The sequence below is a fragment of the Delftia acidovorans SPH-1 genome, assembly GCF_000018665.1.
GTDB classification, from domain to species: domain Bacteria; phylum Pseudomonadota; class Gammaproteobacteria; order Burkholderiales; family Burkholderiaceae_C; genus Comamonas; species Comamonas acidovorans.
The window spans coordinates 571100-593680 of the sequence record NC_010002.1 but is presented as its reverse complement, the minus strand read 5'-3'; the positions used below and the strand labels follow the sequence as shown (position 1 = coordinate 593680).

Here is a 22581-nt window from a genome sequence, read left to right as displayed (position 1 = left end):
GTTTTTGACTGTTGTTTACGCCCCAAAAAGTTCCTGCATGTGACACCAGCACACAGACCATCGGGCACGGCACCTGGGCGACAGGAACCCTGCGGCGCGCCACAGACAATGCGCCCACCCCGGCTGCAGTGCAGCGGGCAATCGCACGTTCGCCACGCTGATTGATGGAGATCTCCCATGACCAAACCCTTTGACCTCGTCGTCCACGGCGCCACCGGCTTCACGGGCCGGCTGGTGGTGGAGTACCTGCTCAGGCGCTACCCCGCAGGCAGCGGCCTGCGCTGGGCCATGGGCGGGCGCAATGCCGCCAAGCTCGCGGCCGTGCGCGACGAGCTGGGCGCGCCCGCCGATACCCCGCTGGTGGTGACCGACACCGGCATTCCCGCAAGCCTGCAGGCGCTGATGGAGCAGACCCGCCTGGTGCTGACCACGGTGGGCCCCTACCAGCTCTACGGCAACGAGCTGGTGGCCGCCTGCGCCAGCGCCGGCGTGGACTATGTGGACCTGTGCGGCGAGCCAGCGTGGATGCGCCAGATGATCGATGCACACGAGGCCGCAGCCCGGGCCAGCGGCGCGCGCATCGTGTTCTCCTGCGGCTTCGATTCCATTCCCTTCGACCTGGGCGTGTTCATGCTGCAGCGAGAGATGCAGGCCCGCTTCGGCCAGCCCGCCCAGCGCGTGCGGGGCCGGGTGCGCAAGATGAAGGGCACCTTCTCGGGTGGCACGGCAGCCAGCCTCAAGGCCACCATGGCGGCGGCCGCCGCCCAGCCGGGCGTGCTGGAGCTGCTGCGCAATCCGTTCTCGCTCACGCCAGGCTTCGAGGGCCCGCGCCAGCCTTCAGGCAGCAAGCCCATGGTGGACGAGGTGCTGGGCCTGTGGGTGGCACCCTTCGTGATGGCGGCCATCAACACGCGCAACGTGCACCGCTCCAACTTCCTGCTGGGCCATGCCTATGGCGCCGACTTTGTCTACGACGAGATGATGGTCACAGGCGCGGGCGAAAAGGGCGAGGCCCTGGCCAACGCCGTGGCGGCCGACAAGTCGCTGGGCGCGGACGACGGCCCCAAGCCTGGCGAGGGGCCATCGCGCGAAGAGCGTGAATCGGGCTTCTACGACGTGCTGTTCATCGGCACCGACGCGGCCGGCCACAGCCTGCGCGTGGGCGTCAAGGGCGACCGCGATCCGGGCTACGGCTCCACGTCCAAGATGATCACCGAGGCAGCCGTCTGCCTGCTGCAGGACGCTCCGGACACGCCCGGCGGCATCTGGACCACGGCGCCCGCCATGGGCAACGCGCTCATCGCCAGGCTCAAGGCCAATGCCGGCCTGAGCTTCACGGTGGAGGAACAGAACCCCTCTTAGGCCGCCAGCAGCCGCAGCACGCGCTCGCGCAGCAGCGCGGGCTGCACCTCGGACTGGGCCATGGGCTGGCCCACGTTCAGGCCCACGCGGTTGAACAGGCCGCGGCGGAAGGGACGCACCATGGCGCCGCCCTGCTCGATGCGGCTGAAGTACGAGCCCCAGAGATTGGTCAGCGCCATGGGGACCACGGGCACCTGCAGGCCATCGGCCTGGGCGCGCTCGATGATCTTCATGATGCCGCCACGGAACTCCTGCAGTTGCCCGTCGCGCGTGATGCCGCCCTCGGGGAAGATGGCCAGCAGGTCGCCCTCGCGCAGCACCTGCGCGGCGCGCTCGAAGGCAGCCTCGTAGGTGGCGGGGTCCTCCTTCTGCGGTGCAACCGGAATGGCTTTGGCCAGGCGGAACAGCCAGCCCAGCACGGGCACGCGGAAGATGCGGTGGTCCATCAGGAAGTAGATGGGCCGGGGGCTGGCGGCCATGAGCAGCACGGCATCGACAAAGCTCACATGGTTGCAGGCCAGGATGGCCGCGCCGGTGGCCGGAATGTGCTCGTCGCCCTGCACCTTGAAGCGGTACACGAAGCGCGAGGCCACCCAGGCCACGAAGCGCAGCAGGTACTCGGGCACCAGCAAGAAGATGTAGGCCGCCACCACGGCATTGGCAATGCCCGTGATCAGGAACACCTGGGGAATGCTGAAGCCCGCCGCCAGCAGCGCGCCGGCCAGCACGCTGGAGGCGATCATGAACAGCGCGTTGAGGATGTTGTTGGCCGCGATGATCCGCGCGCGGTGCGTGGGCTGGCTGCGCATCTGGATCAGCGCGTACATGGGCACGCTGTAGATGCCGGCCGACAGGGCCAGCATGCCCAGGTCGGCCATCACACGCCAGTGCGCGGGCTGGGCAAAAAAGGCACCCACGCCCATCAGCTCGGAAGCCGGCAGCGCGCGCGAGGCAAAGAACAGGTCCACGGCGAACACGCTCATGCCGATGGCGCCCAGCGGCACCAGGCCGATCTCCACATGGCGGCGGCTGAACACCTCGCACAGCAGCGAGCCCGTGCCGATACCCACAGAGAACACCACCAGCAGCAGCGAGGCCACATGCTCGTCGCCATGCAGCACCTCCTTGGCAAAGCTGGGGAACTGGGCCAGGAACACGGCGCCGAAGAACCACATCCAGCTGATGCCCAGCAGCGAGCGGAAAACGGCGGGCTGCTCGCGGGCCAGCTGCAGGTTGCGCCAGGTTTCGGTGAAGGGGTTCCAGTTGATGACCAGGTGCGGGTCGGTGGCCGGTGCATTGGGGATGAACTGCGCAAAGATCCGCCCGATCACCGCCAGCGCCAGGCAGGCCACGGCCACCTGCATATGGCCCACCTCGGGCACGGCCACCAGCAGGCCGCCTGCCACGTTGCCCAGCAGGATGGCCACGAAGGTGCCCATCTCCACCATGCCGTTGCCGCCCGTCAGCTCGCGCTCGCTGAGCACCTGGGGCAGGTAGGCGAATTTCACGGGGCCGAACAGCGTGGAGTGCAGGCCCATCAGGAAGACGCAGCCCAGCAGCAAAGGCACATTGGCCTGGATGAAGCCCCAGGCGGCCAGCGCCATGATGGCGATCTCCAGGTTCTTGACCAGGCGGAACATGCGGGTCTTGTCCCACTTGTCCGTCAGCTGGCCCGAGGTGGCCGAGAACAGCAGGAACGGCAGGATGAACAGCGCCCCGATCACCAGCCCCGCCATGGCCGAAGGCAGCCAGGAGACGCTGAGCTGGTAGGTCACCATCACGGTGAGCGCGAACTTGAACAGGTTGTCGTTGGCCGCCCCCGAGAACTGCGTCCAGAAGAACGGCGCAAAGCGCCGCTGGCCCAGCAGGGCGAACTGGTTGGGGTGCTCGTGCGCGGCCGATGGCACGGCGCCGGCCGTTGCGGTGGGGGCAGACGGGCTGCCGGTCTCTTGCTGGAACATCTTGTCTTCCCTCAACGGTTGGTGGCGCCGCCGTGGCCGCACGCATCGGCGCACATTGTGCCCGTACTGGCCATGCGCGCCGTGCCTGCCGCACGCAGCGCGGCGATCACGGGCAGGGCGGCGGCCGCCGCCACCACATGCTTGAGGCTGTGGCCGGACACCAGCCCGGCCGTGGCCTCGAACACCACTACATCGCCCCACTCCAGCAGCTTGGCCGCGCCATACCAGGCGATCACCACGCCCAGGCGCAGCGCCAGCGCGCCATGGCGCGGCGCCACGCAGGCCAGGCCCAGCACCGCCAGCATGCCGCCGCCCTGTACCAGCGCCCAGGGCAGCAGGTTGCCGCCATGCAGCCAGACCAGCACCGAGGCCACGGCGGCGACCAGCATGGCCACCGCGGCACGCACGGCCACGCGGTCGGCAATGCGCGATTGCAGCGCCAGCCCCAGCATGCCGGCAAAGGCCATGGACATGCCCAGCCGGTCGCCGGCCAGGGTGGCATCGTGGGGTGCCCAGTGGTAGACGGACGAACCTATGGCCGAACACGCCAGCCCCGTGAAGAACAGCGCGGCCAGCCAGCGCAGGGCCGGCGCCAGCGCCTGGCTGCGCCGGTCCAGCAGCAGGCGCGCGCCCGCCACGGCGGCCCAGGCAAAGCCCAGGTTGCTGAGCACATCCAGCGCATGGGGCAGCGCCCCCCAGGCGCGCTGGTCGGCAAACGCGTGAAAGTCCTGAGGCTGCGGCACGGCGGGGCCAAGCCAGGCGGCCAGCAGCAGCAGGGCAGCACCCCAGTACAGCGCGCGCAGGGCGGCGGCCGGTGAAATCGATACGGATGGCATGTGTTGCTCCTCGTGAAAAGTGAGGCGCAGTGTGGCGAGCCGTCGGCCCTTCCAGCATCGCTTTTCTGCACCCGCCGCGCAAACCAGCACCTCGGGTATCGATAATCGCTACCCATGAGCACCACTGCCGACCTCGTCATCGCCCTCAAGAAGGAACTCAAGGCCGCCCAGATGACCTATGCCGACCTGGCGCGCGCCCTGGGCATGGCCGAGTCCAGCGTCAAGCGCATGCTGGCCAAGGGCGACATGCCGCTGTCGCGCATCGATGCCATCTGCCGCGCGCTGAGCCTGGATTTCGCCGACCTGGCGCGCCGCGTGGCCGACAGCCAGCCGCTGCTGCAGGAGATGACGCCCGAGCAGGAGAACGCCGTGGTCGCCGACCGCAAGCTGCTGCTGATGGCCATCTGCGTGCTCAGCCAGTGGACGCTGGAGCAGATCGTGGCCACCTACCGCATGACCGAGGCCGAAGGCATCCGCTACCTGGCCCAGCTGGACCGCATCGGCATCATCGAGCTGCGCCCCGGCAACCGCTACCGGCTGCGCCTGGCCAAGACCTTCCGCTGGCGCGCACGCGGGCCGGTGATGGAGTACTTCCGCGAGAACGCCGTGCTCGACTACTTCGGCGGCGGCTTCGACCAGCCCGGCGAGGGCATGCTGATGGTGCACGGCTCCATCGGCCGGCATCTGGCGCCCAGCTTCGTGGAACGCATACAGCGGCTGGCCCATGACTTCTCCCAGCAGCACCTGCAGGACCAGCGCCTGCCGCCGGGCCAGCGCGAGGGCTACACCCTGGTGCTGGCCATGCGCAGCTGGGAATTCACTGCGTTCACGGCGCTCCGAAGAGGCACTGTCTGACGGCGGCTGCAGGACGGCAGCCTGCGCTGCAGCGCCTGGCAACAAGGCTTCACCAAGGCGATACACAAGATTGCAAGACTTCGCGGCGCGGCAACCCGTGATTGACGATGGACCTGCACCATGCAGTCATGGATTCCTTTCACCAGGACTCCAGCCCGATGAACCAAGGACAAGGAGCCGCCATGATTTCCCTTCGCACACCGCTGATCGCCGCCACCCTGGCCCTGGCCGGATGGGCCGGCACCGCGCAGGCCCAGGCCAACGTGACCTATGCGGCGCCGGGCGCCGCCATCTCGGTCCAGTTCGGCGCGCCGCCTCCCATGCGCTACGAGGCGGTTCCTGCACCGCGCCGCGGCTACGTCTGGGCACCCGGCTACTGGCGCCCGCAGGGCCACCGCCATGCCTGGGTGGCCGGCCACTGGGTCAAGGCGCGTCCCGGCTATGTGTACCGCCAGCCCGTGTGGTCGCAGCACGGTGGCCGCTGGGGCTACGCACCCGGCCGCTGGGACCGTGACCGCGACGGCGTGCCGGACCGCCATGACCGCCGCCCCAACAACCCCTACCGCCATTGATGGACGCTTGCGCCCGGCATGAAGCCCGCCCCATCGGCGGGCTTTTTGCTGAGCGCTGCGGCCATGCCCACACTGGCTTCATACCAACATATGCATATAAAAGTGGCTCATTAAGTTCTCAGGAAAATATGGGAATTGATTCACCGGATTTCCCTGCACACCATGCGCCCCTCGTTTTTCCGCTCCTGGATTCCCGCCGCCGCCGCGGCCCTGGCCGTCTTCGGCTCCACCGCAGCGGTGGCAGCCGATTCGGCGGCTTCGTGGCCGCACCAGCCCGTGACCATGATCCTGGGCTTCCCGGCAGGCTCGGGCGTGGACGTGATCGCGCGCGGCGTGCAGGAGCCGCTGTCCCAGCGCCTGGGCCAGCCGCTGATCATTGACTACAAGTCGGGAGCGGCCGGCAACATCGCCAGCGAGATCGTGGCGCGCGCCAAGCCGGACGGCTACACGCTGGCCTTCGGCACGGCCGCCACGCACGGCAGCAATGCGGCGCTGTACAAGAAGCTGCCCTTCGATGTGGAAACCGACTTCGTGCCGGTGGCGCCGCTGATCGATGTGTCCAACGTGCTGACCATCAACCCCAACGTGATCAACGTCAAGAACCTCAAGGAGTTCGTGGACGAGATCAAGGCCAACCCCGGCAAGTACAACTACGCCTCCACGGGCAACGGCGCGGGCACGCACATGGCCTTTGCCGAGTTCAATGCGCGCCTGGGCCTGAACATGGTCCATGTGCCCTACAAGGGTGGCCCCGAGGCCATCACCTCGGTGCTGCGCGGCGAGACCTGCTGCATCATGAACCAGGTCCAGACCGTGCTGCCCCACTACAAGAGCGGCAAGGTGCGCCTGCTGGGCGTGACCACGGCCAAGCCCGTGGAAGTCATCAAGGAAGTGCCCACCATCGCCTCCAGCGGCCTGACGGGCACCAAGGGCTTCGACAGCTCGATCTGGTTCGGCATCTTCGCGCCCAAGGGCACGGACCCGGCCATCGTGGCCAAGCTCAGCCAGGCCGTGCGCGAGGTGCTGGAGCTGCCCGAGGTGCGTGCGCGCTTCGAGTCCCAGGGCAATGCGATCCGCATCGAAACGCCCGAGCAGTTCAAGAAAACCGTGCACAACGACCGCCTGAAGTGGGCACAGGTGGTCAAAGACGCGAAAATCAGCATCGATTGATGCCGCGCGCGCCCGCAGGCCCTGCCCCGCTGGCGCGCCTTTCCTCGTGAGTTCCTGGTGAGTCTATGTCCCTGACCGAACCGGCAGCCCCGGCCCCTGCGGGCCTGGCTGCCCTTGAAGAACGCCTGCGCGACGACCTCGTCGCCCTGGGCTGGCCTGCCAAGGCCTGGATTCCTCCCTCCACCCGCGACGGCCAGCCCGTGCACGATGTCCTGGTCATCGGCGCCGGCCAGGCCGGCCTGGCCCTGTCGGCCGCGCTGTCCCAGCTGGGCATCGCGGCCGTTTTGCTGGACAAGGCCCCGCTGGACTTCGAAGGCCCCTGGGCCACGACGGCGCGCATGGAAACCCTGCGCTCGCCCAAGGAGCTGACCGGCCCTGCGCTGGGCCTGCCCTCGCTGACCTTCCGCGCCTGGTTCATCGCCCAATGGGGCCGCGAAGCCTGGGCCGCGCTGGACAAGATCCCGCGCCTGCAGTGGATGGACTACCTGCGCTGGTACCGCCGCGTGATGCGCTGCGACGTGCGCAACGGCCACCAGGTCACCGCCATCCGCCCGCAGGCCGACGGCACGGTCGAGGTCGATGTGACGGCCGATGGCGCCTCGCGCACCTGGCTGGCGCGCCGCGTGGTGCTGGCCACGGGCCGCGACGGCCTGGGCGGCCCGCAGATCCCCGCCTTCATGCAGGGCGTGGACCGCAGCCGCTGGGCGCATTCCTCCGACGTGCTCGACTACCGCCGCCTGGCCGGCCTGCACGTGGGCGTGGTGGGCGCGGGCTCGTCGGCCATGGACAGTGCAGCCACCGCGCTGGAGAACGGCGCCGCCAGCGTGGACCTGCTGGTGCGCCGCAGCGACCTGCCGCGCATCAACAAATCCAAGGGCTCGGGCACGCCCGGCCTCACGCACGGCCAGTTCCTGCTGCCCGACGCCTGGAAATGGCGCATACGCCACTACATCAACGTGCAGCAGGTGCCACCTCCGCACGGCAGCACGCTGCGCGTCTCGCGCCATGCCAACGCCCACTTCAACCTGGGCTGCGCCGTGCAGAAGGTGGAGCAGGACGGAGACCGGCTGCGCGTGGACACGCCGCGCGGCGTGTTCGTGCTGGACTTCCTGATCGTCTCCACCGGCTTTGCCATCGACTGGCGCCAGCGCCCCGAGTTCGCCGACCTGGCGCCCCATGTGCGCATCTGGAGCGACCGCTTCGTGCCCGAGGCGGGTGCCGAGGACCAGGAACTGTCGGACTCGCCCGACCTGGGCCCGCTGTTCGAGTTCCAGGAAAAGACGCCCGGCGCCCTGCCCGGCCTGGACCATGTGCACTGCTTTTGCTATCCGGCCGCGCTGTCGCACGGCACGGTGTCGGGCGATATCCCCGCCATCAGCGACGGCGCGCGCAAGCTGGCCCAGGGCCTGGCCTCGCTGTTCTACCGCGAGGACCTGGAACACCACTACGCCCAGCTGCAGTCCTATTCCGAGCCCGAGCTCGACGGCGGCGAATGGACGCCCGCCGACCCCGAAGCCCGCGTGCGGGCCCTGGCAGACAAGACCTGAGATAACCATGACCACCGCCAACGACACCATCGACCGCCTGGCCGGCCTGACCGACCAGTCCCCCGTTTTCGCCACGCGCCGCCAGCGCGACAAGGTGGCCATTGCCACCCAGGCCTGTGAGGACCTGCTGCTGGGCGACGGCCTGGCCGACAGCCTGTCGCGCGCCGAGCGCCTGGTGCTGGCCAGCGAGCAATGCCGCGTCAGCGGCGTGCAGGCCCTGGCCGATGAATACCGCCAGCGTGCCGAGTCCCTGGGCGATGCCCTGACGCCCGCGCTGCGCACCGTGCTGGCCCAGCCCGGCGCCCAGACCGGCAATGCGCGCCTGGATGCGGCCCTGCACTTCGTGCGCACCCTGGCCCTGCACCCCGCCGAAAGCGACCGCGCGGCCCTGCTGGCCATGCCCGAGTCCGGCCTGTCCATCGACGACACCGTGCTGGTGGCCCAGCTGGTGGGCTTCATCGCCTACCAGTTGCGCCTGTTCGCGGGCGTGCAGGCCATGGACGCGCTGGGCGGCCAGGCCAGTGCACCGGCTGCCGAAGCCGCCGCCGCACCCTTCGTGCACCCCGCCAACCTGCCGCCACCGGGCGAGCCGCTGCGCCGCAACGGCTACACCAGCGAAACGCTGGACTGGACGTCCTGGCTGCCCGTGCTCGACCCCGCCACGGCCACGGCCGAGCAGCAGGCCGTGCTGGACCTGAGCCACCCCAAGGCGCGCACGTCGGACTTCTACCTGCTGCTGGCCCGCCAGCCGCGCGTGCTGTCGGAGCGCTCGCAGGCCTTCAACGCCATCATGTACGCGCCCGGCGGCCTGTCGCGCGCCGAGCGCGAGGTGGCGGCCACGGCCGTCTCGCGCTCCAACGGCTGCGTGTACTGCGCATCGGTCCACGCCCAGCGTTTCGAGCAGTTGGCCAAGCGCAACGATGTCATGGCCCAGATGTTCGACGACCCGGACACGGCCGGCACCAATGCGCGCGAACGCGCCATCATCCAGTCCTCGCTGGCGCTGACGCGCGCGCCGGGCAGCTTTGGCGCAGCCCAGCTGCAGCCGCTGCGCGATGCCGGCCTCACCGACCAGGAAATCCTGGACATGCTGCATTCGGCCGCGCTGTTCGGCTGGGCGAACCGGTTGATGCTCAATCTCGGCAAGGAGAGGTACATCACCCCCTGAGGCGCTTACGCGCCTTCCCCCGTATGCACGGCGCCCTCTCTCGCTACGCGGGAGGGGGACGACACCCTCGCGGCGGGGCGGCCCTTGCTAGGTGTCCCTGACTTGGGCCGCGCCGGTTTCATGCGCTGTGCATTAAGACGCGGCGCTTCACCTCAGTACACATCCCTGCGGTAACGGCCTTCGACGATCAGGTCTTCGACGGCGGTAGCGCCCAGGATGTCGGCCAGCGCGGCATCGACGCCTGCGGCCATGCCGTCGGCGCTGCCGCAGACGTAGAGCACGGCACCGTCGGCGATCCAGTCGCGCAGGGGTTCGGCGGCTTCGCGCAGGGCGTCCTGCACGTAGCGGCGCCGGGCCTGGTCGCGGGAGTAGATGAAGTCGGCGCGCTGCAGCTTGCCTGCGGCCAGCCAGCCGGAGACCTCGGCCTCGCAGTACCCGTCATGGGCCCGCTGGCGTTCGCCGAACAGCAGCCAGTTGCGGTGGCGGCCTGCGTGCATGCGCGCCAGCAGGTGGCCGCGCAGGCCGGCATAGCCGGAGCCGTTGCCGATGAAGATGGCCGGCGCATCGGGCTCGGCATCTGCCTCGTCGCGCGGCTCGAAGGCGCGGTTTTCCACCAGTCTCATGGCCACGGATATGCCCTGGGCCGCATGCGCCGTCAGCCAGCCCGACGCCACGCCCAGGCCGCCGTCATGGCGGGCCTGGCGCACCAGCAGCCGCACATGGCCGTCCTGCGGCAGCGAGGCGACCGAGTAACTGCGCGGCAGCAGCGGCCGCAGCGCATCGGCCACGGCCTGGGGCGCGGTGCCGGGGGCGATGTCGCCCGGGGCCGGCAGCACGCTGGCGGCCAGCGCCTCGCCCAGCGTGCAGGTCTGCTGGCGCCATTGCACGGGGGCCGAACCGTCACATTCCTGGGCGGCCAGCCAGGCCTGCACGGTGGCTGCGCCATGGCGTGGCAGCACCTCGGCCAGCGCACCAGCCCGCCACAGCGGGGCCACGCCTTCGGGCGGCGACAGTTCCAGCACGTAGAGACCGGCGCCCTGGCTGCCCGCATTGCACAGGCTGCGCGCCTGCAGCGGCCAGGCAGCAAAGGCGGTGGCATCGGCCAGCGGGCCTGCAGCGGACGCAGGCAGCGCATCCGATGCAGGCGGCAAGGCCCCGAAATGCCCTGCCAGCGCCTGCTGCCAGGCATTCCAGGCCTGGGGTTGCTCACCATCCATCTCGATCAGCGGAAACACGGGCTGCGCGCCCAGGCGGCGCAGCTGGTGGTCCAGCGCATGACCAAAGCCGCAGAAGGCCGCGTACTGCCGGTCGCCCAGCGCCAGCAGGCCGTATTGCAGGTGCGGCAGGGCCGAGCCCGAGGCCGCGCCCAGCAGGCGCGCAAAGCGGCGTGCGGCATCGGGCGGGTCGCCTTCGCCGAAGGTGCTGGCCACGAAGAGCACGCGCCGATGGTGGCGCAGTTGCTCGGCATCCAGCGCCGCCACGGATTGCAGGCTGGCCGCCATGCCTGCACCGCGCAGCGCGGCCACGGTGGCCACGGCCAGGCGCTCGGCGCGGCCGGCCTGGCTGGCAAAGGCGACCAGCACGGTGTCCTGGCCCGCAGGCGCGGACGGTGGCGGCTCCTTCATCAGCGCCTGGCGCTCCTTGGCCAGTGCGCGCGCCTTGCGGCGGCGGTCCAGATAGAGCATCCAGCCCGTGATGGCGAACAGGGGCATGATCAGCGAGGCCAGCGTCATGAAGATGCGCCCCGGCATGCCGAAATAGGTGCCCATGTGCAACGGGTAGATGGCGCCCACGGCGCGGCGGCCCGTGGGCAGGCCGGCATAGCGCTCGTCACGCTGCACCGTGCCGTCGGGCAGCAGGGCCATCTGGTTGCGCGCGCGCTCATGGGCGGCTTCGGCATCCAGCCAGCTGATCTGCAGGGGCTGGCCCGCGCGCTCGGGCAGGCGCAGCTGGGCGAACTGCCAGCCATGGGCGATGCGCTCGAAGGCGGCCCAGCCAGGCGCGATGTCGATGGGCTGCTGCGCGCCAGCCGGCTCAGGCCGGCCGCCACCGGTTTTCGAGGACGGCGCCGCGGGAGCGGCCACACGCGGCGGCACGCCGGCCCAGCCGTCCACCGTGCTGCGCACCACGCCAAAGGCCCAGTACATGCCGGTGCAGGTGAACACCACATAGGCCACCAGGGCCCAGGTGCCCGCCACCGAGTGCAGGCCCCAGAGAAAGGAGCGGCCCTTGAGCGCAGGGTCGAAGGTCAGCCAGGTGCGCCAGGACAGCGGCCGGCGCGGCCAGCGCAGGTACAGGCCCGACAGCGACAGCATCAGCAACAGGCCGGCCAGCGTGCCCGTGATGGGCTTGCCGTCATCGCGCGACAGCAGCAGCCAGCGGTGCAGGCGCTCCACCCATTCGAAAAACTCCGTGCCGTGCTGCTCAGGCAGCTGCGCGCCCGTGTAGGGATCGACAAAGACCGTCTGGCCCCGGCGCTGGCCGGCCGGCGGCTTGAAGGCCACCTGGGCCGAGCGGCCGGGCTCGGCAAAGACGGTGATGCGCTGGACCACGCGCTGCTCACCGGCCTCGCGCAGCGCCTGTGCAACCTGCGGCGGCGCCAGCGGCGCGGCATTGCGCGCGGGCACGGAGGCAGTGCCGGGATTCATCCATCCCAGGATTTCCTCGTGGAACGAGAACACCGCGCCCGACAGCCCGATGACGATGAGCACCGTACCGGCCGTAATGCCGACGAACCAGTGCAACTGGAACCAGATTTTCTTGAAAGTCATGGGGAGCAGGCGAGCAGGCGGCGTCGGTCGGAAATCCATTGCGGTGCGCAACGGAACATCAGGACAGAACGGTGCATGGAAGGCAGGCGGGCAGAGATGAAAGTGCGCGGCACCTGTGCATCGGCCCCGGGCGGCGTTGGCCGGGACTTGTCGACGGAAGGCGCCAATCAGCGAGAAATTCTAAATTGTTCTCATTTACGGCGTGTTGCACGCGCGATAGGCCCGCAAGGCGGCCTGGGGTTACGGGCAGGCTTGAGCCGCCGGGATGCAGCGCCTGCGCCCAATGGAAATCGCCTGCCGAAACAGGTTCGGCAGGCGATGGTTCAGCTCCTCTTCAACCGTGTGTCAACCGCGTCTGCGGCGCAGATTCCACAGGCCTGCGGCCAGCATCAGCAGCATGGCCATGGCGAGCATGCGCGGTTCGAGCGCAGGAATCGGCGTGGCATCCGGTGCCGCACCCACACGCGCCGGACCGCTGGGATCCACGATCACGCCATTGGCTGCGCGATCGTCATCACCCTGGCCGCCATCGGTGACCACCACCGAGGTCGTATTGCCCGACACCACCGCACCCGGAGGCTGATACCAGGAGTCCGCCGCCCCTGCGGACGCTGGACCAAACTTCCAGTACGCCATGCCGGTCACCGGCCCCGGCCAGGTGACGCTGACCGTGATCGAGCTGCTGGCCGTACAGCCGCGGGCCACGAAGTGCACATTGCCGTACGGGAAGCTCAACTGGCCCGGCGCACCCGCCGCAGCCGCGACGAAGGACGACTGCGACACATCGAACCCGCAGCCCGCGCCACCACCGCTCAAGGTCGCCGTGGCATTGCCTGCCCCGGTGGCTGTCGGACCCGTGAATGTCGTTCCGAGCACGTTGAGCGAAGTCGTTGTGGCAGGTCCGGTGTTGCCATTGCCAGGATTGGTCTGGGTCGCGCTGATCGTGTGCAGACCCGGCGTCGGCAAGCCGCCGCCTGGCGTGCAACTCCACGTCTGATCGGCCGCGACGATTGCCGTACACAGCGTCGTCGAGCCATCCTTCACCGTGATCGTGTAGCCCGGCGTGCCGGTGCCGGAAATCTGCGGATAGCCCCCCACCGTGGTCGGCGAAACCGTCAGCGTCGGAGCCACCGGCACCTGCGTGCTGGGAGTGACCGGCGTTGCTGGTGTCGATGCACAGTTCACAGTGCACCCTGCCGTCGGATTGACGGGGCTGATGCCACCCGACGGATCGTAGGAAGCCGTGTTCGTGCTCGAGCCCACCGCCGTCGGTACAGCCGGCAGATTGAAGCTGGTGTTGCCACCGGCCGCCACTGCCGCAGTGAAGTTCACCGTGCACGTCAGCACGGAGCTGCCATTGCCCGCAAACGGGAAGGTGTTGGGCGTGCAGGTCGCACTGGCCACGTTTGCACCAGTCGGCACGCCCGTGATGCTGATCCCCGCAGGCACCAGGTCCTTGATGGTCACGCTGGTGGCAGGACCGAAGGCACTGGCCGCATTCGCTACCGTGAAGGCGTAGTTGAAAGGCGTGCCCACAGCCAGGCTGCCGGGGTTGGCTTTGGTGACCGTCAGCGCAGGCGTGCCAGGGGTCACCGGCGTGGAAGGCGTCGATGCGCAGTTCGTCGTGCAACCCGCCGTCGGATTGACCGGGCTGATGCCGCCCGATGGATCGTAGGAGGCCGTGTTCGTGCTCGAACCCACCGCCGTCGGCACAGCTGGCAGGTTGAAGCTGCTGTTGCCGCCAGCCGCCACTGCCGCCGTGAAGTTCACCGTGCAAGACAGGATCGCCGTGCCATTGCCCACGAAGGGGAAGGTATTGGGCGTGCAGGTTGCGCTGGCCACGTTCGCACCGCTCGGCACGCCCGTGATGCTGATGCCTGCCGGCACCAGGTCCTTGATGGTCACGCTGTTGGCGGGACCGAAGGCACCGGCAGCGTTGGACACGGAGAACGCGTAGTTGAAGGGCGTGCCCACAGCCAAGCTACCGGGGTTGGCCTTGGTGACCGTCAACGCAGGCGTGCCAGGGGTCACCGGCGTGGAAGGCGTCGATGCGCAGTTCGTCGTGCAACCGGCCGTCGGATTGACCGGGCTGATGCCGCCCGATGGATCGTAGGAAGCCGTGTTCGTGCTCGACCCCACAGCCGTCGGCACCGCTGGCAGATTGAAGCTGGTGTTACCACCGGCCGCCACTGCCGCAGTGAAGTTCACCGTGCACGTCAGCACGGAGCTGCCATTGCCCGCAAACGGGAAGGTGTTGGGCGTGCAGGTCGCGCTGGCCACGTTCGCGCCGGTCGGCACACCCGTGATGCTGATGCCTGCCGGCACCAGATCCTTGATGGTCACGCTGGTGGCGGGGCCGAAGGCACTGGCAGCGTTGGACACGGAGAACGCGTAGCTGAACGGCGTGCCCACAGCCAGGCTGCCGGGGTTGGCTTTGGTGACCGTCAACGCAGGCGTGCCAGGGGTCACCGGCGTGGAAGGCGTCGATGCGCAGTTCGTCGTGCAGCCGGCCGTCGGATTGACGGGGCTGATGCCGCCCGACGGATCGTAGGAAGCCGTGTTCGTGCTCGAACCCACCGCCGTCGGCACAGCCGGCAGATTGAAGCTGGTGTTGCCACCTGCCGCCACTGCCGCAGTGAAGTTCACCGTACACGTCAGCACGGAGCTGCCGTTACCCGCAAACGGGAATGTATTGGGCGTGCAGGTCGCGCTGGCCACGTTCGCGCCGGTCGGCACACCCGTGATGCTGATGCCTGCCGGCACCAGATCCTTGATGGTCACGCTGGTGGCGGGACCAAACGCTCCAGCCGCATTCGCTACCGTGAAGGCGTAGTTGAACGGCGTGCCCACAGCCAGGCTGCCGGGGTTGGCTTTGGTGACCGTCAGCGCAGGAGTACCAGGGGTCACCGGCGTGGAAGGCGTCGATGCGCAGTTCGTTGTGCACCCTGCCGTCGGATTGACCGGGCTGATTCCGCCGGACGGATCGTAGGAAGCCGTGTTCGTGCTCGAACCCACCGCCGTCGGTACAGCTGGCAGGTTGAAGCTGGTGTTGCCACCGGCCGCCACTGCCGCAGTGAAGTTCACCGTACACGTCAGCACGGAGCTGCCGTTACCCGCAAACGGGAATGTATTGGGCGTGCAGGTCGCACTGGCCACGTTTGCGCCGGTCGGCACGCCCGTGATGCTGATGCCCGCAGGCACCAGGTCCTTGATGGTCACGCTGGTGGCGGGACCAAACGCTCCAGCCGCATTCGCTACCGTGAAGGCGTAGTTGAACGCAGTCCCCACAGCCAGGCTGCCGGGGTTGGCCTTGGTAACCGTCAGCGCAGGCGTGCCAGGGGTCACCGGCGTGGAAGGCGTCGATGCGCAATCCGTCGTGCAACCCGCCGTCGGATTGACCGGGCTGATGCCACCCGCTGGATCGTAGGAGGCCGTGTTGGTGCTCGAACCAACCGCCGTCGGCACAGCTGGCAGGTTGAAGCTGCTGTTGCCGCCAGCCGCCACCGGCGTGGTGAAGCTCACCGTACACGTCAGCACGGAGCTGCCGTTACCCGCAAACGGGAAGGTGTTGGGCGTGCAGGTCGCACTGGCCACGTTCGCGCCGATCGGCACTCCTGTGATGCTGATGCCTGCCGGCACCAGGTCCTTGATGGTCACGCTGTTGGCGGGGCCGAAGGCACCAGCCGCATTCGCTACCGTGAAGGCGTAGTTGAACGCAGTTCCCACAGCCAAGCTGCCCGGGTTGGCCTTCGTGACCGTCAGCGCAGGCGTACCAGGCGTGACCGGAGTCACCGGTGTGGAAGCGCAGTCTGTCGTGCACCCAGCCGTCGGATTGACCGGGCTGATGCCGCCTGACGGATCGTAGGAGGCCGTGTTCGTGCTCGAACCCACCGCCGTCGGAACAGCCGGCAAGTTGAAGCTGGTGCTGCCACCCGCTGCGACAGAAGCCGTGAAGCTCACCGTACACGTCAGCACGGAGCTGCCATTGCCCGCAAACGGGAAGGTATTGGGCGTGCAGGTCGCGCTGGCCACGTTTGCACCGGTCGGCACACCCGTGATGCTGATGCCCGCAGGCACCAGGTCCTTGATGGTCACGCTGGTGGCGGGGCCGAAGGCACTGGCAGCGTTGGACACGGAAAACGCGTAGTTGAAGGGCGTGCCCACAGCCAGGCTGCCGGGGTTGGCCTTGGTGACCGTCAACGCTGGCGTGCCAGGCGTCACCGGAGTCGCCGGTGTGGAAGCGCAGTTCGTCGTGCAACCGGCCGTCGGATTGACGGGGCTGATGCCGCCAGACGGATCGTAGGAGGCCGTGTTGGTGCTCGAACCCACAGCTGTCGGCACAGCCGGCAGGTTGAAGCTGGTGTTGCCACCGGCCGCCACTGCCGCAGTGAAATTCACCGTGCAAGACAGGATCGCCGTGCCATTGCCCACGAAGGGGAAGGTGTTGGGCGTGCAGGTCGCACTGGCCACGTTTGCGCCGGTCGGCACACCCGTGATGCTGATACCCGCAGGCACCAGGTCCTTGATGGTCACGCTGGTGGCGGGACCGAAGGCACCGGCAGCGTTGGACACGGAGAACGCGTAGTTGAAGGGCGTGCCCACAGCCAGGCTACCCGGGTTGGCTTTGGTGACCGTCAACGCTGGCGTACCAGGCGTCACCGGCGTGGAAGGCGTCGATGCGCAATCCGTCGTGCAACCGGCCGTCGGATTGACGGGGCTGATGCCACCCGACGGATCGTAGGAGGCCGTGTTCGTGCTCGAGCCAACAGCCGTCGGCACAGCCGGCAGATTGAAGCTGGTGTTGCCACCGGCCGCCACTGCCGCAGTGAAGTTCACCGTGCACGTCAGCACGGAGCTGCCGTTACCCGCAAACGGGAAGGCGTTAGGCGTGCAGGTTGCGCTGGCCACGTTCGCACCGGTCGGCACGCCCGTGATGCTGATGCCTGCCGGCACCAGGTCCTTGATGGTCAAGCTGTTGGCGGGACCGAAGGCACTGGCAGCGTTGGACACGGAGAACGCGTAGTTGAAGGGCGTACCCACAGCCAAGCTGCCAGGGTTGGCCTTGGTGACACTGAGGTTCACCACGCTCACAAAATGAATTTGTGCGGCGCTTGGCGAATACGCGTTTGCCCCCACGGTGAACGTGCCACCCAGAGTTCCTGCAGGAATGCTGGTGGCGATGCTGTAGGTACCACTTGCTGTGCTTGTGGCAGTGATCGAGCAGATGCCCAAAGTTGCGCCGCTTGTTCCAGTGGTGCAAGTGGCCGACGCGCCTGCCGCGCCACCGTTCAGCTTCACGCCGGCAGTACCGGCAAAGGTGACGACCTCGCCGCCCTTGGGATTGCCACCGGCATCGCGCACATACGCTTCCACCACATCGGTTGCCGTGCCATTTGCCGCCGCGTTGTCGCTCACGACACGCAGGCCCGAATTGCTTGCCGAGGCATTGCCGGCGACAAAGGCCATCGATTGCGGGCTGTTGCCGATGGCAGCTGCACCCACCGTGGCGGCAGCCGAATAAGTCGATGCGGTCACGCTGGTGAACGACACCGAGCAGGTCGCCGCCGCACCAGCAGTCGTGCAACTGGCGGTGGCAGGTGCCGCTCCGGCGGGCGTCACGCTGAAGTTCACGGCAACGCCGGTGACCGGATTGCCGAACGCATCCTTGGTGACCACGGAAACGACGTCCTGGCCGCCACCGGCTGCCTGGTTGTTCACATCGACCGACATGGTCGAATTGGCGGGATCGACGGCACCTGCCGTAAAGACATAGGCAGCCGTCGCACCGTACGTATTGCCACCGGAGCTGACGCCGCTGCCGCTCAATGCGCCGCTCGCGATGCTTGCGCCGGAAGTGTAGGAACCCGCGACGGTTGTCTTGGCGGTGACCTGGCAGGTACCGGCCGCATTGGTAGTGCAGGTACCGCTGAAGGTGATGTTTGCGGTGGGAGAGAACGTGACAACGCTTCCGGCCACCGGATTGCCGTTGACATCTCCCACAAACGCTTCAAGCACATCTGTCGCCGAGCCATTGGCCGTGACCGGACTGGTGACGGTACGTACCCCCGACCTGGCGGGGTCGGCGGCATTGGCCGTGAAGTTGATCACGGCCGGACTGCCGTTTGCCACGCTCTGGGTGGTGGTGCCGTTGTTGTCCGTGGCTGTGAAGCTCGCCGCACCCGCCACGGTGGATGTCACCGTGATGGAGCAGCGCGCTGGATTCGCATTGGCCGCAATCGTGCAGGAAGTTGCCGACGGCGTGCCGGCGCCGGTATGGACAAAGCCGATGGTGTGGGCGACCGTATCGACCGTTGCATTGCCATTGGCGTCCTGCAGTGCGACGGTCACCGTGCCGGTGCTCGTACCGTCGGCCATCACCGAGAGCGGCGTGGCACTGAGCAGATTGCCACTGGCTGTATTGCTGGGCGGCCCGGCAATGAAGTTGACCGATATCGGACTGCCATTGCTCACGGCCGTTCCGTTGTCCGTTGCCGTGAAACTTGCGGTGCCAACCGTGGCCGATTTCACCGTCACGGAGCAGGTGGCCGGATTGGCGTTGGCCGCGATCGTGCACGTGGGTGCGGCCGGCGTGGTCGTGCCCGCGCCCGTTTTGGTGAAGACAATCGTGTGCGCCACCGTATCCGTGGCGGGATTGCCATTGGCATCGCGCAGGGTCACGCTGATCGAGCTCGTGGCAGTGTTGTCTGCGACAACGCTGAGCGGACTGGCACTGATCAGGTTTCCATTCGCGCCATTGCTGGGCGAGCCGGCCGTGTAGTTCACCACAGCCGTAGCCGTGGCGGCCGAGCCATTGATGGTGAAACCAAAGGTGCCACTGCCGACTGCGGTAGGTGCCGTGACGGTTGCCGTGTACACCCCTGCGCTGCACGACCCCGCGCCGACCGCAGGCGAGCCCTGTGTTCCGCTGTTCAGCGTGAAGGCCACCGTATTGGCACAGGTCGCAATCGAATTGCCTGACGCATCCTTGAGCTGCGCCGTCAATGTGCTGGTTGCAGTGCCATTGGCAATGATCGAGGTCGGACTCGCAACGATGGTCGAGGCGCTGGTACTTGGCGGACCCGCCGTGTAGCTCACTGAAGCCGTAGCAACTGCGGCAGAGCCGTTGATGGTGAATCCGAAGATCCCGCTGCCGACGGCCGTGGGCGATGTGACGGTGCCCGTATAGATGCCGGCGGTACACGAGGCCGCGCCCACATTCGGCGTTCCCTGCGTTCCGCCCTTCAGGGTGAACGCCACCGTGTTCGTGCACGTGTTGATCGGATTGCTGCTGGCATCGACCAGCTGCACGCGCAGCAAACTGGTGGAGCTGCCGTTGGCCACGATCGATGCCGGTGTGGCGGCTATCGTCGATGCACTCGTGCTCGGCGTTGCGGCCGCATAGGAGACCGTTGCGGTGGCAACAGCCGCAGACCCGTTGATGGTGAACCCAAAGGTGCCACTGCCGACCAGCACCGGCGATGTCACCGTCCCCGTGTACATGCCGGCACTGCAGCCCGTGACGCTGACGGCAGGAACGCCTTGCGTCCCCGCATTGAGGGTGAAGGCCACCGTATCGGTACAGGTGGTGACAAGGTTGCCTAAAGCATCCTTCAACTGCACGGCCAAGGTGCTGGTGGAGACGCCGTTGGCCGCAATCGATGGCGGACTCGCGGCGATTTCAGACCCGCTCGTGCTGGCCGGCAGCGCGGTGAAGCTGTAAGCAACCGGCGAAGGCTGATAGGTCACTGCGCCAGATACCGGGCTTCCACCCAATGGAAGATTGGAGAACGTGGCACCAGCGACTGACGACGACAAGGTCACGGGTGTCGTGAATGTTCCGGCGACACTGCTGCTGGCATTGATGGGAGACGCGCACTTTCCGCTGGAGTTGGTCGTGCAGCTGACTGCGGCGGAGCCGCCATTGAACGTGACACCTGCAGGCGGCGCTGCGAAGGTGACGGTGTCACTGCCCCCTGTCCAGGCATTGCCTTGGCCGTCAACAATGTAGACCTCCAGCAAGTCGCTGCTGCCGACAGGTTGATTGTTGGTCGTCGCCAGAACGCCGGATTTCAGGGCACAGGGAAAACCGGTGACGCTTGCCGCCGTTGAAAGCTGCGAGGTCTGGGCTCCACCGGAATTGCTGTCCGTCACTGTGACCCGCACCTGGCCGCTGAGATACGAAGGAACGGTCAGCGTTCCCGAGGCTCCGGCCATGGTTCCGGAGCCCAGATAGACCTGCGCGTCGTTGACACCCGCGCCGGTCGGCGACCAAAAGGCCTCCACCGTATACGGTGCCGGCTCGCTCGCATTGGCATTTGCCGTGATATTGAATGTCCAGGTACAGGCGGCGGTGTCACTGGCGCCGACGCCAAGGGTGGGGGTCCATCCGGTTTGTCCATTGCCTGCCGTCAGCAAACTGATGCCTGAGTTTGCAGCCACAGGCACGGAAAACAACGTGTTCTGCGAAAGCTTGAAGAAATCATGCGCAGTGATACGAATGGCACTTCTCGACTGGCTTGTCATCTTGTTGTTGCCAATCAACCCTGGTGCCGTACCCGTACCACCGATATTCACCCCGTCCCCGCCGCCAGTGAAGTTGTTATCGCTCACCGTCACTACCTGCGTCGTGCCCGAGGCTGCCGTATTCACTGTTGGTGCCGACACATGCGTTGGCGATGAAGCGGTATAGGCGGCGATAGGCAGCGAAAAGTTGTTTCCCTTCACAGCAAGTCCGATTCCATTGGCCAGGCTGATCGCTCCATCAACCGACACCACGGACCTGGGCGCATTTCCACCAGTCGGGCTCAGTGCGATATTCGAATTTTTGATCGTCAATCCGTTGACGGTCATGTTCGACATGACCTGGAAAAACTGCTCAAGCTGCATTCCCCCGATAGGGTTGGGCAGATTCGTTACCGTGAAATTATCGACAACGATGTTGGAAACCGTGCCGGTACCGTTGGTTGCGGCAACGGAAATGGCCGAGCCCTTGTTATTGCCGTAATTTCCATTCCATATCGCGGAGTTGATCGTGCTATTGGCAAAGAATACGTTTTGTGCGCCTTGATGAATCTCCGCGTACAGCTCGCAGTTGAACGGCGTCCCCTCTCCCGCAGGGGTTGGCGCCACATTCACCAGACCCACGCGATCAATGATGACATTGTTTGCCTGGGAGCCAACGACGAATAGCGCTTCGCCACAGGTCATGTTGGGCGAATTGGTGAGAGTGATATTCTTCCCACCAAGATAAAAGGTTTCCCAGGCGGAGTCCGCCCAGTTCTGGACTTGTATGACTCCCCCGAAATCGATGGTCAATGAACCCGTGCCGGCTGGCACGGTGCCTTTGATCCAGTACCAGGCGCCACCGGCACCAGTGGTGGTGCCCGTATCGCCGCCGCTGATCATCTGGGTTTGACCACAGGCATTGGTGGCTCCCGTCACGGCGCCGGACTGGGCTCCACTGACGAACGTATTGGCACAGCGCACGTAAACCGTCTGATTGTCGACATACGGAAAGAGGTTTCCGGCCGCATCCTTGGATGTCCCACTCTGTATGGTTCGTACCGACGTAGACAGTGTCGGCGCAAAGACGATGGAAACATCGGCACTCGGATCCAGCGTTTGCAGCGTGTAGTTGGCTGCCTGAATGGCCGCTCGCAGCGTACATGCGCCAGCAAAGGTGCCCCCCAGCGTGCTGACACAGGTGGTTGGTGTCGTTGCATTGGCATTGGGAGCATCGCTGTTGTCGGTGACCGTGAAGACGATGGTCGCCGCCAGTGCCGTGGATGAGATACCCGCGCATGAAAGCAGCAGCAAAGAGAAAAGGCACTTCGCTGCACGCCACTTGCGAAAAAATGCCAAACCAGGCAGGCGATTGAGAGCATGCATGATATTCCCCGTTTTCTCAAGGAGATATGACAGGAAAATGATTTTCCCAATGGCAATGGCCATCAGTTGTACCCAGCGCATTTGCATCGCCGTACCTCGAATAGTTCTATTTGAATCACGAGCTCACAACTCACCTTGCAGCCGGTGAGGTGGGAAGCAGAATGTTTCGCGCAGATCCTGCGCGTCAATCAAAAAGGCGGATTTCCATCAACGTTTGCTCGCTGCTCCGCTGCCTATTGAGCGGGACACGCCTTCAGTCGGGTTTGCGACGCAAATCATTCCTCCCTCGACAAACCATATTCACCGTGCTTGTATTTTTTTTCAGTGCCGGACCAGTTTCCATGGACCTGCACCTGTGCAAGGTTAAGTCGCCTATCAGACATATACACAACCCATGGTTAACCCATGCAGGTCCAATCGACCAGAACATGCACTGACAAACCACTGCACA

The 22581-nt window shown here is 66.7% G+C and carries 10 protein-coding genes; 6 read left to right on the top strand and 4 right to left on the bottom strand.

Features of this window, described 5'->3' with window-relative positions; all coding sequences use genetic code 11:
- Nucleotides 1-177: 177 nt before the first annotated feature.
- Nucleotides 178-1362 carry a saccharopine dehydrogenase family protein gene (locus DACI_RS02735; RefSeq protein WP_012202470.1) on the top strand — a complete coding sequence of 395 codons (1185 nt, stop codon included), beginning with the start codon at nt 178-180 and terminating at the stop codon, nt 1360-1362.
- Here DACI_RS02735 and DACI_RS02730 read toward each other — a convergent pair.
- Both DACI_RS02730 and DACI_RS02725 read right to left on the bottom strand, forming a co-directional pair.
- Nucleotides 1359-3323 carry an MFS transporter gene (locus DACI_RS02730; RefSeq protein ID WP_012202469.1) on the bottom strand — a complete coding sequence of 655 codons (1965 nt, stop codon included), beginning with the start codon at nt 3321-3323 and terminating at the stop codon, nt 1359-1361. The genes DACI_RS02735 and DACI_RS02730 overlap by 4 nt on opposite strands.
- Nucleotides 3324-3334: 11 nt before the next feature.
- Entirely contained in the window at nt 3335-4159 is an 825-nt protein-coding gene (locus DACI_RS02725) for a hypothetical protein (RefSeq protein ID WP_012202468.1), read from the bottom strand.
- Between the two features lie 114 nt (nt 4160-4273).
- Between DACI_RS02725 and DACI_RS02720 the strand changes: the two genes are divergently transcribed.
- The 5 genes from DACI_RS02720 to DACI_RS30895 all read left to right on the top strand — a co-directional run bounded on the left by DACI_RS02720 (nt 4274) and on the right by DACI_RS30895 (nt 9471).
- Nucleotides 4274-5014 carry a helix-turn-helix domain-containing protein gene (locus tag DACI_RS02720; RefSeq protein ID WP_012202467.1) on the top strand — a complete coding sequence of 247 codons (741 nt, stop codon included), beginning with the start codon at nt 4274-4276 and terminating at the stop codon, nt 5012-5014.
- A 182-nt stretch (nt 5015-5196) separates the two neighbouring features.
- Nucleotides 5197-5586, top strand: a complete 390-nt coding sequence (locus DACI_RS02715) for a YXWGXW repeat-containing protein (RefSeq protein WP_012202466.1) — start codon at nt 5197-5199, stop codon at nt 5584-5586.
- A 162-nt stretch (nt 5587-5748) separates the two neighbouring features.
- Nucleotides 5749-6756, top strand: coding sequence for a Bug family tripartite tricarboxylate transporter substrate binding protein (locus tag DACI_RS02710; RefSeq protein WP_034368821.1), 1008 nt, complete (start codon nt 5749-5751; stop codon nt 6754-6756).
- Nucleotides 6757-6821: 65 nt separating this feature from the next.
- Entirely contained in the window at nt 6822-8303 is a 1482-nt protein-coding gene (locus DACI_RS02705; protein WP_012202464.1) for a SidA/IucD/PvdA family monooxygenase, read from the top strand.
- A gap of 7 nt (nt 8304-8310) precedes the next feature.
- Nucleotides 8311-9471, top strand: coding sequence for a CMD domain-containing protein (locus DACI_RS30895; RefSeq protein ID WP_012202463.1), 1161 nt, complete (start codon nt 8311-8313; stop codon nt 9469-9471).
- A gap of 152 nt (nt 9472-9623) precedes the next feature.
- Here DACI_RS30895 and DACI_RS02695 read toward each other — a convergent pair whose 3' ends face one another.
- Both DACI_RS02695 and DACI_RS02690 read right to left on the bottom strand, forming a co-directional pair.
- Entirely contained in the window at nt 9624-12242 is a 2619-nt protein-coding gene (locus tag DACI_RS02695) for a PepSY domain-containing protein (protein ID WP_043780433.1), read from the bottom strand.
- A gap of 345 nt (nt 12243-12587) precedes the next feature.
- Nucleotides 12588-22211: an invasin domain 3-containing protein gene (locus DACI_RS02690; RefSeq protein ID WP_225971024.1), complete on the bottom strand. Its 9624-nt coding sequence runs from the start codon at nt 22209-22211 to the stop codon at nt 12588-12590.
- Between the last annotated feature and the right edge of the window lie 370 nt (nt 22212-22581).